Annotated in this window: 13 protein-coding genes, 1 tRNA gene and 2 pseudogenes; 8 read left to right on the top strand and 8 right to left on the bottom strand. The window is 69.8% G+C overall.

The features are described 5' to 3' along the window. Window positions 1-46: 46 nt before the first annotated feature. From ACFQ7Q_RS14105 to ACFQ7Q_RS14125, 5 genes and pseudogenes are all read right to left on the bottom strand, one after another. Entirely contained in the window at window positions 47-931 is an 885-nt protein-coding gene (locus ACFQ7Q_RS14105; RefSeq protein ID WP_383553945.1) for a prohibitin family protein, read from the bottom strand. A gap of 85 nt (window positions 932-1,016) precedes the next feature. Further along, window positions 1,017-1,847, bottom strand: coding sequence for an MBL fold metallo-hydrolase (locus tag ACFQ7Q_RS14110; RefSeq protein WP_383553948.1), 831 nt, complete (start codon window positions 1,845-1,847; stop codon window positions 1,017-1,019). Between the two features lie 197 nt (window positions 1,848-2,044). Next, window positions 2,045-2,902, bottom strand: a pseudogene (locus tag ACFQ7Q_RS14115) (NUDIX hydrolase); the annotation flags it as partial. 87 nt (window positions 2,903-2,989) lie between these two features. Beyond that, a complete protein-coding gene (locus ACFQ7Q_RS14120) occupies window positions 2,990-3,460 on the bottom strand; it encodes a RidA family protein (protein ID WP_383553951.1) in 471 nt (156 codons plus the stop codon). Then, on the bottom strand, window positions 3,460-3,618 hold the full coding sequence (locus tag ACFQ7Q_RS14125) for a DUF4177 domain-containing protein (RefSeq protein WP_017947820.1): 159 nt from the start codon (window positions 3,616-3,618) through the stop codon (window positions 3,460-3,462). Before ACFQ7Q_RS14125 ends, ACFQ7Q_RS14120 begins: the two co-directional genes overlap by 1 nt. A 72-nt stretch (window positions 3,619-3,690) precedes the next feature. Between ACFQ7Q_RS14125 and ACFQ7Q_RS14130 the strand changes: the two genes are divergently transcribed. Together ACFQ7Q_RS14130 and ACFQ7Q_RS14135 are read left to right on the top strand one after the other, a co-directional pair. Further along, window positions 3,691-4,653, top strand: a complete 963-nt coding sequence (locus ACFQ7Q_RS14130) for an ArsA family ATPase (RefSeq protein WP_383553953.1) — start codon at window positions 3,691-3,693, stop codon at window positions 4,651-4,653. Window positions 4,654-4,670: 17 nt separating this feature from the next. Further along, window positions 4,671-6,059: an ArsA family ATPase gene (locus ACFQ7Q_RS14135; protein WP_383554148.1), complete on the top strand. Its 1,389-nt coding sequence runs from the start codon at window positions 4,671-4,673 to the stop codon at window positions 6,057-6,059. Window positions 6,060-6,219: 160 nt separating this feature from the next. Here the strand turns inward: ACFQ7Q_RS14135 and ACFQ7Q_RS14140 are convergent, their stop codons facing one another. After that, window positions 6,220-6,564, bottom strand: a complete 345-nt coding sequence (locus ACFQ7Q_RS14140) for a WhiB family transcriptional regulator (protein WP_015034550.1) — start codon at window positions 6,562-6,564, stop codon at window positions 6,220-6,222. A 416-nt stretch (window positions 6,565-6,980) separates the two neighbouring features. On the opposite strand from ACFQ7Q_RS14140, the gene ACFQ7Q_RS14145 reads away from it, so the two are divergent. Next, the gene (locus ACFQ7Q_RS14145; protein WP_383553956.1) at window positions 6,981-9,215 is read left to right on the top strand and encodes a transglycosylase domain-containing protein; all 2,235 of its coding nucleotides are present in this window, start codon (window positions 6,981-6,983) and stop codon (window positions 9,213-9,215) included. A gap of 117 nt (window positions 9,216-9,332) precedes the next feature. Here the strand turns inward: ACFQ7Q_RS14145 and ACFQ7Q_RS14150 are convergent, their stop codons facing one another. Next, window positions 9,333-9,797: a GatB/YqeY domain-containing protein gene (locus ACFQ7Q_RS14150; protein ID WP_383553958.1), complete on the bottom strand. Its 465-nt coding sequence runs from the start codon at window positions 9,795-9,797 to the stop codon at window positions 9,333-9,335. Window positions 9,798-9,870: 73 nt separating this feature from the next. On the opposite strand from ACFQ7Q_RS14150, the gene ACFQ7Q_RS14155 reads away from it, so the two are divergent. Both ACFQ7Q_RS14155 and ACFQ7Q_RS14160 read left to right on the top strand, forming a co-directional pair. Next, window positions 9,871-10,809, top strand: coding sequence for a metallophosphoesterase (locus ACFQ7Q_RS14155; protein WP_383553961.1), 939 nt, complete (start codon window positions 9,871-9,873; stop codon window positions 10,807-10,809). A gap of 151 nt (window positions 10,810-10,960) precedes the next feature. Continuing rightward, window positions 10,961-11,034, top strand: a tRNA-Pro gene (locus ACFQ7Q_RS14160). 97 nt (window positions 11,035-11,131) lie between these two features. Here the strand turns inward: ACFQ7Q_RS14160 and ACFQ7Q_RS14165 are convergent. Further along, window positions 11,132-11,311 (bottom strand): annotated as a pseudogene (locus ACFQ7Q_RS14165) (site-specific integrase); the annotation flags it as partial. 73 nt (window positions 11,312-11,384) lie between these two features. Here ACFQ7Q_RS14165 and ACFQ7Q_RS14170 point away from each other — a divergent pair. The 3 genes from ACFQ7Q_RS14170 (at window position 11,385) to ACFQ7Q_RS14180 (ending at window position 14,229) form a co-directional block, all read left to right on the top strand. Continuing rightward, window positions 11,385-12,146 carry a GAP family protein gene (locus ACFQ7Q_RS14170; RefSeq protein WP_383553964.1) on the top strand — a complete coding sequence of 254 codons (762 nt, stop codon included), beginning with the start codon at window positions 11,385-11,387 and terminating at the stop codon, window positions 12,144-12,146. A 134-nt stretch (window positions 12,147-12,280) separates the two neighbouring features. Beyond that, window positions 12,281-12,937, top strand: a complete 657-nt coding sequence (locus ACFQ7Q_RS14175; RefSeq protein WP_383553966.1) for a hypothetical protein — start codon at window positions 12,281-12,283, stop codon at window positions 12,935-12,937. A gap of 212 nt (window positions 12,938-13,149) precedes the next feature. Continuing rightward, entirely contained in the window at window positions 13,150-14,229 is a 1,080-nt protein-coding gene (locus ACFQ7Q_RS14180) for a protein kinase (protein WP_383553968.1), read from the top strand. Window positions 14,230-14,254 lie beyond the last annotated feature (25 nt).

The following is a 14,254-nucleotide window of genomic DNA, read 5'->3' on the forward strand; positions in this document are numbered from 1 at the left end:
GGTCGTGGACCGGGCGGCCTTCCTTCGTACGTCGGCTACGGCAGCACTACCGCTTCGTGCCGTCGACGATCAGCGGGTTGCCGCCGGCGGCGCCGCAGGGAACCGCGTAGACCGGGTTCTTGGCCGCGGCCTCCTTGTACGCGTCGATGCACTGGTTCATCAGGACCTTGTCGGTCAGCGAGTCGTTGAGGATCTTGTTGGCGCGGGCGATGCCCTCGGCCTCGATGCGGCGCCGGTCGGCCTCGGCCTTGGCCGTGCGGGACGCCTCGGTGGCGCGCTCGGTCGCCTGCTGCTGCTGGATCTTGCGGTCGATCTGGTCCTGCAGAGCCTTCGAGGGCTTCACGTTGCGCAGGTTGACGGTCGTGACGTCGATCCCGCGCGGGGCCAGACGCTCCTTGATGAGCGTGCCGATCTCGGCGTTGATCTTCTCGCGGTCCGTGGCGTAGCCCTGCTCGCTCGTGTAGCGGGCGAAGACGTTGCGGACGATCTCCCGGCTGTCCGGGTAGACCAGACGCTGCTGGATGGACTCCTCGCTGCCCGCGAGCCGGTACAGCTCGACCGACTTGGCCGGCGTGACCGCCCACTTCACGGTCACCTCGACCTCCATCACGCCGCCCTGCGAGGAGCGGACCTCGACCACGTCCTTGTCGGAGAGGTTCAGGTCGACGGGGCGGGTGGAGAAGGTCGTGACGTCGGTGAACGGCGACTTGACGTGCATGCCCGACGTCATCGGCTCGCCCACCTTGCCGAACGCGACCGGGACGCCGACCTCGTACGCGCTGACCACGTAGGTCATGCTGGCGATCAGCGAGAAGGCTCCCGCGACGACCGCGCCGAGGGCGCCGAGCTTGAGCCCCTTCGAGTCGTTGGAGCGGGCGACGAAGAAGAGCACCACTGCCGCGATGAGCAGCAGGATGGCTATGACGAACATGAGTGTTCCCCCCGAGGACTACGGTCGGTTGCACGCGAAGTAAGCGGAGCGTAAGACACGAACCGCGAACCCTCGAGGGTGGGGGTCAGATCAGGCCGTGCTCCCGCAGGTACTCCAGCTGGGCCCGTACGGACAGTTCCGCGGCCGGCCAGAGCGAGCGGTCCACGTCCGCGTACACATGGGCGACGACCTCCGAAGGGGTCCGGTGGCCGTTCTCGACCGCCGTCTCCACCTGGGCGAGCCGGTTGGCGCGATGCGCGAGGTAGAACTCCACCGCACCCTGCGCGTCCTCCAGGACCGGCCCGTGACCCGGCAGCACCGTGTGGACCCCGTCGTCGACCGTGAGCGAGCGCAGCCGGCGCAGCGAGTCCAGATAGTCGCCGAGCCGCCCGTCGGGGTGGGCGACGATCGTCGTGCCCCGCCCGAGGATCGTGTCGCCCGTCAGGACGGCCCGGTCGGCGGGGAGATGGAACGAGAGCGAGTCCGCGGTGTGGCCGGGCGTCGGCACGACCCGCATCTCCAGACCGCCGAGGGTGATGACGTCCCCGGCGGTGAGCCCCTCGTCGCCCAGTCGCAGGGCCGGGTCCAGGGCGCGCACATGCGTCCCCGTCAGCTCCGCGAACCGGCTCGCGCCCTCGGCGTGGTCGGGGTGACCGTGCGTCAGCAGGGTGAGCGCGACCCGCTTGCCGAGCTTCGTCGCGGTCTCGATCACATGCGTGAGGTGGCCGTCGTCGAGCGGCCCCGGGTCGATGACGACGGCGAGGTCGGAGTCGGGCTCGGAGACGATCCAGGTGTTGGTGCCGTCGAGCGTCATCGCGGACGGATTGGGCGCGAGGACGTTGACGGCCCGGGCGGTCGCGGGGCCGGAGAGGACCCCGCCCCGGGGCTGCCCGGGCAGCGCGGCGGCGTCACTCATCGCGCACCTCCTTCGCGCGGGGCATCCGCGTCCGCCGCGGACGCGGCGCCTTGGTCCGCGCCCTCGCCGGGCGTCGCGCCCGGAGCCGCGCCCGCGCCCGTGCCCGCGCCGGTACCTACGTCCGCGCCCGTGCCTGCGCCCGCGCCGGTACCTGCGTCCGCCGCGCCTGCGCCCTCGCCCGCGTCCGCGTCCGGACGTCCGCTCATCGGGACGTGCTTGGTGAACTCGTCGTGGCCCGGCCAGCTCAGGATCAGCTTGTCGCCTTCCAGCCGCGCCTGCGCCAGTACGGGAGTCAGATCCTGGTCCTGGGCCGCGGCCAGTGCCTCGGCGGCCGTACCGAAGCGTTCGAGGCCCCGCAGGGTCGAGATCGTCGGAGGCATCATCGTCAGCTCGCCCCGGTCGTAGCCGGCCGCGGCATCGGCCGGGCGGATCCAGACCGTGCGGTCCGCCTCGGTCGAGACGTCGCGGGTGCGCTGGCCGGCCGGAAGGACGGCCGCGAAGAACCAGGTGTCGTACCGCCGGGACTCGAACTCCGGGGTGATCCACCGCGCCCACGCGCCGAGCAGGTCCGAGCGCAGCACCAGCCCGCGCCGGTCCAGGAAGTCCGCGAACGACAGCTCGCGGGCGACCAGCGCCTCCCGGTCCTTCTCCCAGTCCTCCCCCGTCGTGTCGTCGACGACGGAGTCGGCGGTCCCGCCGGCGAGCAGCACGCCCGCCTCCTCGAAGGTCTCGCGCACGGCCGCGCAGACGATCGCCTGCGCCTCCTCCGTACCCGTGACGCCGAGCCGCTCGGCCCAGCTCTCCAAGGAGGGTCCGGCCCAGCGCACCGGGTGCTCGTCACGCGGATCGACACCGCCGCCGGGATACGCGTACGCACCGCCCGCGAAGGCCATGGAGGTGCGTCGCCGCAGCATGTGGACGTGCGGCCCCTCGGCGGCGTCGCGCAGCAGCAGGACGGTCGCCGCCCGCCTGGGGGCCGCGGGCGTGAGCTCGCCCGCCGCCAGGGCGCGGATGCGGTCGGGCCATTCCGGTGGGTACCACTGACCATTCGACATGGCCGGATGGTATGCGCAACTACCCGAACGCACGAGAGCCGATTCCCCCTGGGCGGGGGAACCGGCTCTTGACGAACGTACGGGCGGTCAGGCCTGGACGAGCTCCACCTGGACCTCGACCTCGACCGGAGCGTCCAGCGGCAGCACCGCGACACCCACCGCGCTGCGCGCGTGCACGCCCTTGTCGCCGAGGACGGCGCCGAGCAGCTCGCTGGCGCCGTTGACGACGCCGGGCTGACCGGTGAAGTCGGAGGCCGAGGCGACGAAGCCGACGACCTTCACGACCCGCTTGATCCGGTCCAGGTCACCGGCGACCGACTTCACGGCCGCGAGCGCGTTCAGCGCGCAGGTGGCCGCGAGCTTCTTGGCCTCCTCCGCGGTGACCTCGCCGCCGACCTTGCCGGCCATCTGGAGCTTGCCGCCCACGATCGGGAGCTGGCCCGAGGTGTAGACGTACACGCCCGACTGCACGGCCGGCTGGTAGGCGGCCAGCGGGGGCACGACCTCCGGCAGCGTCAGGCCCAGCTCGGCGAGCTTCGCCTCGACGGCGCCGCTCATCAGGACTTCTCCCGCTTCAGGTAGGCCACGAGCTGCTCGGGGTTGTTCGGGCCGGGAACGACCTGGACGAGCTCCCACCCGTCCTCGCCCCAGGTGTCCAGAATCTGCTTCGTCGCGTGCACGAGAAGGGGCACGGTCGCGTATTCCCACTTGGTCATGGAGCCGACTGTATCCGCTGCCACAGGTAGCCTCCTGCTTAGGCGGGCCTGCCAGTGGTTAGGCTCGATGACGTGAGCAGGCTCCAGGTCGTCAGCGGCAAGGGCGGTACCGGTAAGACGACGGTCGCCGCCGCCCTCGCGCTCGCCCTCGCGACGGAGGGCAAGCGGACCCTCCTCGTCGAGGTCGAAGGCAGACAGGGCATCGCACAGCTCTTCGAGACGGAGGCCCTTCCGTACGAGGAACGCAAGATCGCCGTCGCGCCGGGCGGCGGCGAGGTGTTCGCGCTGGCCATCGACGCCGAGCGCGCGCTCCTCGACTACCTCCAGATGTTCTACAAACTGGGCAGCGCGGGCCGGGCCCTGAAGAAGCTCGGCGCGATCGACTTCGCGACGACGATAGCGCCGGGCGTACGGGACGTACTGCTGACCGGCAAGGCGTGCGAGGCGGTCCGCCGGCGCGAGAAGCACGGCGGCTACACCTACGACCACGTCGTCATGGACGCGCCCCCGACCGGCCGGATCACCCGCTTCCTCAACGTGAACGACGAGGTGGCGGGGCTGGCCAGGATCGGCCCGATACACAATCAGGCGCAGGCCGTGATGCGGGTGCTCAAGTCCCCGGAGACGGCGGTGCACCTGGTGACGCTGCTGGAGGAGATGCCGGTCCAGGAGACCGCGGACGGCGTCGCAGAGCTGCGCGCGGCCGACCTTCCGGTGGGCGAGATCATCGTGAACATGGTCCGTCCGCACGTCCTCGACGAGGCGGCGGTACGGGCCGCCTCCGGCGACCACCGGGAAGCGATCGCGAAGACCCTGGAGGCCGTGGGGATCTCCGGCGGTACGAAGCTGGTCGAGCCGCTCCTGGAGCAGGCCGGCGAGCACGCCCAGCGGGTGGAGCTGGAGCGCGAGCAGCGTGCGGCGCTCGCCGGGCTCGGCGTACCGACGTACGAACTCCCGTTCCTCGGGGACGGGGCGGACATCGCGGGCCTGTACCGGCTGGCGAAGGACCTGCGGAAGCAAGGGGTGGGCGCGTGACGGAGAAGGCTGCCGCGGTGAACGGTCTCGACTCCGTGCCCGCCCTGAACGGGCTCGACTCCGCCCCTGTCCTGCATCTGGATCCGCTCATCGACGACCTGGGCACGCGGATCATCGTCTGCTGCGGGGCGGGCGGGGTCGGCAAGACGACGACCGCGGCGGCCCTCGGCGTCCGGGCGGCCGAGCGCGGCCGCAAGGTCGTCGTGCTGACGATCGACCCGGCCCGGAGGCTCGCGCAGTCGATGGGGATCGACTCGCTGGACAACATCCCCCGCAAGGTGGACGGGATCGACGGGTCCGAATCCGGAGGGGCATCGCGCGGCGATTCGGGCAAGGGTGGCGGCGAGCGACGGGCGGGCGAACTGCACGCCATGATGCTCGACATGAAGCGGACCTTCGACGAGATCGTCGAGGCGCACGCGGACGCCGAGCGGGCCCGGGCGATCCTGGAGAACCCCTTCTACCAGTCCCTGTCGGCCGGTTTCGCCGGTACGCAGGAGTACATGGCGATGGAGAAGCTGGGGCAGCTGCGGGCCCGCGACGAGTGGGACCTGATCGTGGTCGACACTCCCCCGTCCCGGTCGGCGCTGGACTTCCTGGACGCGCCGAAGCGGCTCGGGTCCTTCCTGGACGGGAAGTTCATCAAGCTGCTGATGGCCCCCGCGAAGATGGGCGGCCGGGCGGGGATGAAGTTCCTCAACGTCGGCATGTCGATGATGACGGGGACGCTGGGGAAGCTGCTGGGAGGCCAGTTCCTGAAGGACGTTCAGACCTTCGTGGCCGCGATGGACACGATGTTCGGCGGCTTCCGGACCCGGGCGGACGCGACGTACAAGCTGCTCCAGGCTCCGGGCACGGCCTTCCTCGTGGTGGCCACGCCCGAGCGGGACGCGCTGCGCGAGGCCGCGTACTTCGTGGAACGGCTCGCCGCGGAGGAGATGCCGCTGGCCGGTCTCGTCCTCAATCGGGTCCACGGCAGCGGCGCCGCCCGGCTGTCGGCCGAGCGGGCGCGGGCCGCCGCGGAAAATCTTGACGAGGGGCGCATTGTCGATCAGACGGACGGGAAGACTGGTGTTCGTGGCTCCCGAGCCACACCCCCCGAGCTGTCGGACACCGCCAGCGCCGCCACCGTCACCGCCGCCGCACGCACTTCGCACGACGAGGCTGCCCCCACAGCCGACGACACCACGCACGACCTTCAGCAGTTGACCGCAGGACTGCTCCGTCTCCATGCCGAGCGGATGCAGGTGCTCGCGCGCGAGCAGCGCACGCGTGATCGCTTCACGGCGCTCCACCCCGAGGTGGCTGTGGCCGAAGTGGCCGCCCTGCCCGGCGACGTACACGATCTCGCAGGGCTGCGGGCCATCGGTGATCGGCTCACGGCCGGACGGATGCCGTCGGCCTGAGCTGTACGGACGTCGGCGGGGGCATCACCCACCGCCGCACGAGCCTCGTACGTCTCCGTACGCCGCGTACGTGTCGAACCTGCCGTACGCCTTCATACGCTGCGCACGTCTCGGACGTGTCGTACGCCTTCGTACGTCTCGAACGTCGTGAGCCGGTGGGCTAGCCCACCGCCGCGTACGCCTCGTACGTCGCGTCGTCCTCGATCGCCACGGGCAGCAGGCCCGCTCCCCGCTCGTACTCCGTGCGCGCTGTCTCGAGCAGTCGCCGCCACGAGGTGACGGTCGGCCGCCGGCGCAGCAGGGCACGGCGCTCGCGCTCCGTCATCCCGCCCCACACACCGAACTCCACGCGGTTGTCCAGGGCGTCGGCCAGGCACTCGGTCCGCACCGGACATCCGGTGCACACTGCCTTCGCCCTGTTCTGTGCCGCTCCTTGAACGAAAAGTTCATCCGGATCGGTAGTGCGGCAGGCCGCCTGCGCACTCCAGTCAGCTACCCAGCCCATACCGGCGCCGTCCTCTCCCGAATCGAGGCTCCCCCACGGCGGTAGCGGCATATTCACCGCTGCCAGTTGGTGACGTTACGGAAGGTGGGCACAGCGCAACACCCCCTTCGGGCCCAATCTTGAATGGCCCGAACGGACTATGCGTACGCGGCAGATCACCCAGGGGAGTGACCGGTGGACATGCGTGTCAAATCCGGCGAACCGGTACAGTTCGCCCGACTGTGACGGAGTCACTTGGGGCGTCGAGTGACGCATGGGGCGGAATCGGGCATGGCTTCCCAAGCTTCGGGTTCAAGGGATTTCATACCGATGTCACGCCCGGGTCTTGATGCAGAACCACACTGCTGTGACAGTTGAGAGCAGCTTAGGCCAAGGCATATACGTGTGTCCGGCGAATGAGAACGTAGGCTGCCCCCATGGCAAAGAAGCGCTCGGGCGGAGGTCTGACCGGGACCCAGCAGGCCGCCAAGTTCCTCGGTGTCAGTGTGCTCTCCGGAGCCGTGCTGGCAGGCATCGCCCTGCCCGCGGCCGGGGCACTCGGACTGGCGGCCAAGGGCACGGTCGAGGGATTCGACGAGATCCCGTCCAACCTGAAGACGCCGCCCCTGAGTCAGCGCACCACGATCCTCGACTCCGAGGGCGGCCACCTCGCCACCGTGTACTCGCGCGACCGGAAGGTCGTGCCGCTGGAGAAGATCTCCCCGTACATGCAGAAGGCGATCGTCGCGATCGAGGACTCCCGCTTCTACGAGCACGGAGCGATCGACCTCAAGGGCGTGCTGCGCGCGATCAACCGCAACGCCCAGTCGGGCGGCGTGGCGCAGGGCGCGTCGACGCTCACTCAGCAGTACGTGAAGAACGTCTTCGTCGAGGAGGCCGGTGACGACCCCGAGAAGGTCGCCCAGGCCACCCAGCAGACCATCGGCCGCAAGGTCCGCGAACTGAAGTTCGCGATCCAGGTCGAGGAGGAGCTGGGGAAGAAGAAGATCCTCGAGAACTACCTGAACATCACCTTCTTCGGTCAGCAGGCGTACGGCATCGAGGCGGCGGCCCAGCGCTACTTCTCCAAGCCCGCCGCGGACCTGAAGCTGGAGGAGGCCGCCATGATGGCCGGCCTCGTCCAGTCGCCGAGCCGCTACGACCCGGTCAACGACCTCCAGGAAGCCACCAAGCGCCGCAACACGGTGCTCCAGCGGATGGCCGACGTGAAGGACATCAGCCAGGCGGAGGCGGACCGGGCGAAGGCCGCGCCGATCAAGCTGAAGGTGAAGGCCCCGAAGAACGGCTGCATCACCGCCGTCGACGGCGCAGGCTTCTTCTGCGACTACGTCCGCAAGACGATCCTCAACGACCCGGTCTTCGGCAAGACGGTCGAGGAGCGGCAGAAGCTGTGGAACCTGGGTGGCCTGACCATCCGGACCACGCTCGACCCGCGCGCCCAGGAGGCGGCCAACGAAGCGGCCGTCGCGAAGATCAACGTGGACGACAAGGTCGCCGCCTCGGTCGTCCAGGTCCAGCCGGGCAGCGGCAAGATCCTCTCGATGGGCCAGTCCCGCCCGTACGGCCTGGACCAGAAGCAGCACCAGACCACGCTCAACCTCGCCGTCGGCAAGAAGATGGGCGGCACGACGTACGGCTTCCAGGTCGGTTCGACGTTCAAGCCGATCACGGCCGCGGCGGCCCTGGAGAAGGGGCTGAGCCCGGCTCAGTCCTTCTCCACGCCCTGGAAGATCTCGCTGCCGATGGACTCCTACACCACCTGCGCGGGCGGTCCGTCCGGCGGTGGCAACTGGGACCTGCAGAACGAGATGAAGTCCGAGGCCGGCACCTGGGACATGACGAGCGCGCTCGGCAAGTCCATCAACACCTACTTCGCCCACCTCGAGCAGATGACCGGGCTGTGCGAGACGGTCGAGATGGCGAAGAAGATGGGGTACGAGAAGGAGCTGGGCAAGAAGCTCCAGGAACTGCCCTCGATCACCCTCGGCGGCCAGGAGTCCACCCCGCTCGACATGGCGGCGGTGTACGCCACGTTCGCCAACCGCGGCACGTACTGCACCCCGATCGCCATCGAGTCGATCAAGACGGCCAACGGCGAGAAGCTGAAGGTGCCTCAGACGGAGTGCTCGCGGGCGATGAGCGAGCGCACCGCCGACACCGTCAACCAGATGCTGAAGGGCGTCGTCGAGGACGGCACCGGTACGAAGGCCGGTCTGACCGACCGCGACAACGCCGGCAAGACGGGTACGACGAACGACCGCAAGGACGCCTGGTTCGTCGGGTACACCCCGAACCTGTCCACGGCGGTGTGGGTCGGTGACGACGTCGGCGAGAAGCAGTCGATGTACGACATCGTCATCGGCGGGGTGACCTACGACAAGGTCTGCGGCGGCTGCCTCCCGGGTCCGATCTGGAAGATCGCGATGAAGGGGGCGCTGACCGCCTCCGAGACGCCGTCCTTCGCTCCGATCGCGGTACCTCGTGGCGAGAAGCCGGAGGACAAGGAGAAGGACAAGGGCAAGCCGCGCGAGGACGAGAAGCCGGGCGACCGGGACGGGGACGACAACCCGTTCCCCGGGATCACGATCCCGCCGGATCTGATCGGCGGCGGCAACGGCCGCGGTGGCAACAACGGCGGCAACGGCCGTTAGCCCACGGGCACGGACATGAGCGAGGGCGCCTCTCCCGGGAGAGGCGCCCTCGTTCGTTTCCCGGTCCCGGTGACTCGGCCGGCGAGCCGCTCGCGTCCGGCGTCCCGGGGGGGGGTGTCAGCCCGCGAGGAGCTTCTTCACGACGGCGGCGACCCGGCCGCCCTCGGCCTGCCCGGCGACCTTCGGGTTCACGATCTTCATGACGGCGCCCATGGCCCGCGGGCCCTCGGCTCCGGCGGCCTTGGCCTCGGCGACGGCCGCCGCGACGATCTGCTCCAGCTCGTCGTCGCCGAGCTGCTTCGGCAGGTACGCGTCGAGGAGGACGCCCTCGGCCTTCTCCCGCTCGGCCGACTCGGTGCGACCGCCCTGGGCGAAGGCCTCCGCGGCCTCACGGCGCTTCTTCGCCTCCTTGGCGATCACCTTCTGCACCTCGTCGTCGGAGAGCTCGCGCTTGGTCGTGCCCGAGACCTCCTCCTTGGTGATCGCGGTGAGGGTGAGCCGGAGCGTCGAGGAGCGCAGCTCGTCGCGCTCCTTGATGGCGGCGTTGAGGTCGTCCTGAAGCTTGGCCTTGAGCGTGGTCATGCCCCAAGTGTGTCAGGTGCCCCACCCTGCCCGCCCGCGCATTTCCCTCCATCGGGTCTGCGACGATGGGGGGATGCGCGCACGGTACGGGATCCCCCTGAAGGTCACGGCAGGTCTTACGGCGACGGCGGCGGCCGGACTGGTCTACGCGGCGGGCTTCGAGGCCCGCTCGTTCCGCCTGCGCCGGGTGACGATCCCCGTACTCCCGCGCGGAATGCGGGATCTGCGGGTCCTTCAGGTCTCCGACGTCCACATGGTGTGCGGCCAGCACAAGAAGCGGAAGTGGCTGCAGTCGCTCGCGGGGCTGCGCCCGGACTTCGTGGTCAACACGGGCGACAACCTCTCGGACACGGACGCGGTCCCGGAGGTCCTGGACGCGCTCGGCCCGCTGATGGACTTCCCCGGCGTGTACGTCTTCGGCTCCAACGACTACTACGGGCCGCGGCTGCGCAACCCCGCCCGCTATCTGCTGGAGAAGGCCCAGGGGCGGCACGGGCTCAACGGCAACAAGCCGGTGGTGGGCGCGGTGCACAACCCGTGGGAGGGGATGCGGGACGCCTTCGACGACGCGGGCTGGGTGAACCTGACCAACACCCGTGGCCGACTGAAGCTGCCCGACCTGGAGCTGGCCTTCACCGGCCTGGACGACCCGCACATCAAGCGCGACCGGTACGAGCGGGTGGCGGGCGGCCCCGACCTGACGGCGGACTTCTCGCTGGGCGTGGTCCACGCCCCGTATCTGCGCACGCTCGACGCGTTCACGGCGGACGGCTACGACCTGATCCTGGCGGGCCACACCCACGGCGGCCAGCTGTGCATCCCCTTCTACGGCGCCCTTGTGACCAACTGCGACCTGGACACGGACCGGGTGAAGGGCCTCTCGACGCACACGGTGGAGGGCCGTACCTCCTTCCTCCACGTCTCGGCGGGCTGCGGCACGAACCGCTTCACCCCGGTGCGCTTCGCCTGCCCCCCGGAGGCGACGCTGCTGACGCTGACGGCGCGCGACTGAGACGTCCCCCACGTACGGGCCGCCCGGGCGATCATCGACCGCACCACATCCGACCTGCGGCGCTGCCCCGCGAAAACCGGATTTCGTCTCCGGGCGCGGGTGGGCTAAAGTAATCGATGTCGCCGCGACGTGAAGAACAGAGCAGTGACATCGGGGTGTAGCGCAGCTTGGCAGCGCGCTTCGTTCGGGACGAAGAGGTCGTGGGTTCAAATCCCGCCACCCCGACAGCCGAAACACCAGGTGAGGCCGGTACTGATCTCAGTACCGGCCTCACCTGTTTCCGTCTGCGTGACCACTGCTTCCCGTGCGTCCACGACCCCTGCGGGTCGGCGCCGAAGATCCCGCCCATGACGACGGCGCCGGTCTGGATCACGGGCCGGATCTGCTTCCGACAGACCTCCTCGGCCACTGCCGTCCCCGAGTGGCCGACAAGGCGGAAGATCATTCCCAGCGGGACGCCACGGCCGGAGAGCAGGGACACGAAGCTGTGCCGGAGCTTTCTTCGGCGAGTTCGGAAAGCACCGGCACTCCTGATAGGGCAGCATCGGGTGTCAGCGAAAGATGCTGGTCACGCAGTGGATGCGCGCGGCAGCCCGGTGCGGCCGTTGCGGGGGCACGTTGATCTGTTGCTCCGATCGCATGAGGTGAAAGGGAATCCGTTGCTCAGCCAGGCAATGGGGGCCATGCTGCCGGCTGCGTTGGCGGTCGCGCTCAGTCCCTTCCCCCTCATCGGAATCGTCCTGATCCTTTCCGGCTCGCAGGGCCGCCGTAACGGACTGCTGTTCGCGGCCGGGTGGATCACCGGCCTTGGCATCGCGGCGACGCTCGTCGCGGTGCTCTTCGGCGGGGCCGACGACCCCGACAGCACGTCGTCGGCGATCGCGGACTGGGGACGGGTGCTGGCCGGAGCAGCCCTCATTGTGCTGGGGGTACGCAAGTGGTGGAATCGCCCGCGCGCCGGTGAGCAGGTGGAGGCCCCCCGCTGGATGGCCCGGCTCGACGACGCCACGGCCGGACGGGCGCTCCTCCTCGGGGTGCTGCTGTCGGGCGCCAACCCCAAGAACCTCATGCTGACAGCGTCGGCCACCGCCTCGATCGTCGAGGCCGGCGTCCACGACGTCGGCCTCGCCGCAGCTGTCGCGGTCTTCGTACTCATTGCCTCCTGCACCGTGGTTGGGGCCGTCGGCATTCATCTCGTCGGCGGACAGCGCGCCGCGTCGTTCCTGGACAGCGTCAGACAGTTCATGGTCACCAACAGCACCGTGATCACCGTGATCGTGCTGCTGCTTCTGGGAGCAAGCGTCCTCGGTGACGGACTGTCCGGTCTCGGCCGCTGAGCCGGTGCCAGAAGCTGCGGGGAACCACGGGGAGCCGGGAGCAACCGCAATGGCCCCGAGGGTGTTACCCAAGCCGGAAGCTTGCAGGTCAGACCAGTGATCGCCTGCCCCCTCCCCTAAAGCGGTGGTCGGCAGTGATCACGCTTGTCATGATGGCGTCGAGGTCGGACACACCGCTGGCGACCGGCGTCGTACGACGGCAGTGCGCACCTCGGAGGCGGTCAGGGAAGAGGGTGGGGACAATGCCGGGTGATATGCGTGACGTGCTGTGCTGGCGCGGTCCGGTCTCGGTGAACGTGTTCGTCATCGGCTCCGGCAACACCCCGTTGCCGAAGGAGGCCTTTCACCTCGCCGAGATGGTCCCTGACGCCTTCCTGCCGTTCCCTCTGCTGGGGCAACCTGAAGCCGTCGAGCGGCTCGGTCTGGTGTCATACGACATCGACTTCGATGACGTCTCGCTCGATCTCCGCGAGTACACGCGAGCAGCACTTCGGCGTGTCTGCGCAGACACGCGGGCAGTGGCCTGGGCGGCTTTCGAGGGGTCGTTCCACTACGACGAACTCCTCACCGACCAGGTGGCCCACCAGGTCTACGGCTACTGCGCGACCGGCGCCGAACCGGTGGTCGAGTGGGACACCGCGGCCCTGCGAGGCGAAGAGTGGCGCCGCCGAATCGCCGAGGCCCGAGGGGCTTTGGAGGCCTTGCTGTCCGCTTCGGAGATACGCCACGGGAAGGTCCTCGGGACCGGCGCCCGATCCGAGCGGGAGGAGCACGTAGAAGCGGCGCTCTGATCCCCTGAGCCCCCCACTGCGCCGGGGCTCGTGGACGAGATGTCGATCAAGCCGCCTACCCTGGAACGGCATCGGGCGCCGACAGCGGGGTACGGCGACGCGTGCTCTGTCAGGTTGGCTTGCCTGTCAGGTTGGCTTGCCGTCGAAAGGCTGGGTCTCAGGTGCTGGTCGCGGACCGATATCGGCTCCACTCGTGTGTCGGGCGTGGCGGCATGGGCGAGGTGTGGCAGGCCACCGACGAGGTGCTCGGGCGGGCCGTGGCCGTGAAGCTGATGCTGGGTCACGGGACCGACCCCTCGGCGGCCGACCGGTTCCGGCTGGAGGCGCAGACGGCGGCGCGGCTGAGTCATCCGCATGTCGTCGGCGTCTTCGACTTCGGTACGTGGGACGGAAAGCTGTTCCTCGTCATGGAGTTGGTCGAAGGGGAGAGCCTCGCCGGAAACCCGGGGAACCCGCTCGTGCTGCCCGCGGAGCGGGTGGCCCATGTCGCCGCCCACGCCGCCGCCGGGCTGGCCGCCGCACACCGGGAAGGTGTCGTGCACCGGGACATCAAGCCCGGGAACCTGCTGCTCGACGGCGACGGGACCGTGAAGCTCGCGGACTTCGGCATCGCCCGCTTCGTCGACGACCCCTCCGCCGGGCTCACCACCACGGGACAGATCGTCGGCACCGGCCTCTACCTCGCCCCCGAGCGTGCTCTCGGCCGGCCCGCGTCGCCGGCGTCGGACGTGTACTCGCTCGGCTGCGTGCTGTACCAACTCCTCACCGGACGGCCTCCGTTCCAGGGCGACACCGCGACCGCCCTGCTGTACCAGCACATCGACACTCCGCCCGCGCCGCCCCGGCAGCTCGGAGTGGGGCTGCCCGACGCGTTCGAGGCGTACCTCCTCACGCTGCTGGCCAAGGAGCCCGAGCAGAGACCCCCGGCCCAGGCGATCGCGGACTGGTTCTCCTCGGGCGCCTGGCGCGGTCACCCGCAGCCCCATGCTCAGCCGAGTCAGCCGCATCAGCGCCGGCAGCACCCCCAGCACCACCCTCAACCGCGTCAGCAGCCCCGCCACGCGCCGTCGATGCCGCAGCCGCAGGCGCGGTCCCGGGCGCCTCAGCCCCAGCCTCAGCCGCGGCCTCAAGCCCGGCCTCAGTCCGCCGTCGCCGCTCCACGACGACAAGCGCGCCGGAGCGAGGGCGGTCTTGCCGCCCTCTCCCGGCGCCGTCCCAGGAAGACCGCCGCCGTGGCCGGCGGCATAGCCTTCGTGGTCTTCCTGCTCATCGGCATGGCCTGGCTGTCCTAGGGCCTCTCGTTTGGATCTTGCCGGG

Source organism: Streptomyces sp. NPDC056527 (genome assembly GCF_042794475.1).
Lineage (GTDB): Bacteria > Actinomycetota > Actinomycetes > Streptomycetales > Streptomycetaceae > Streptomyces.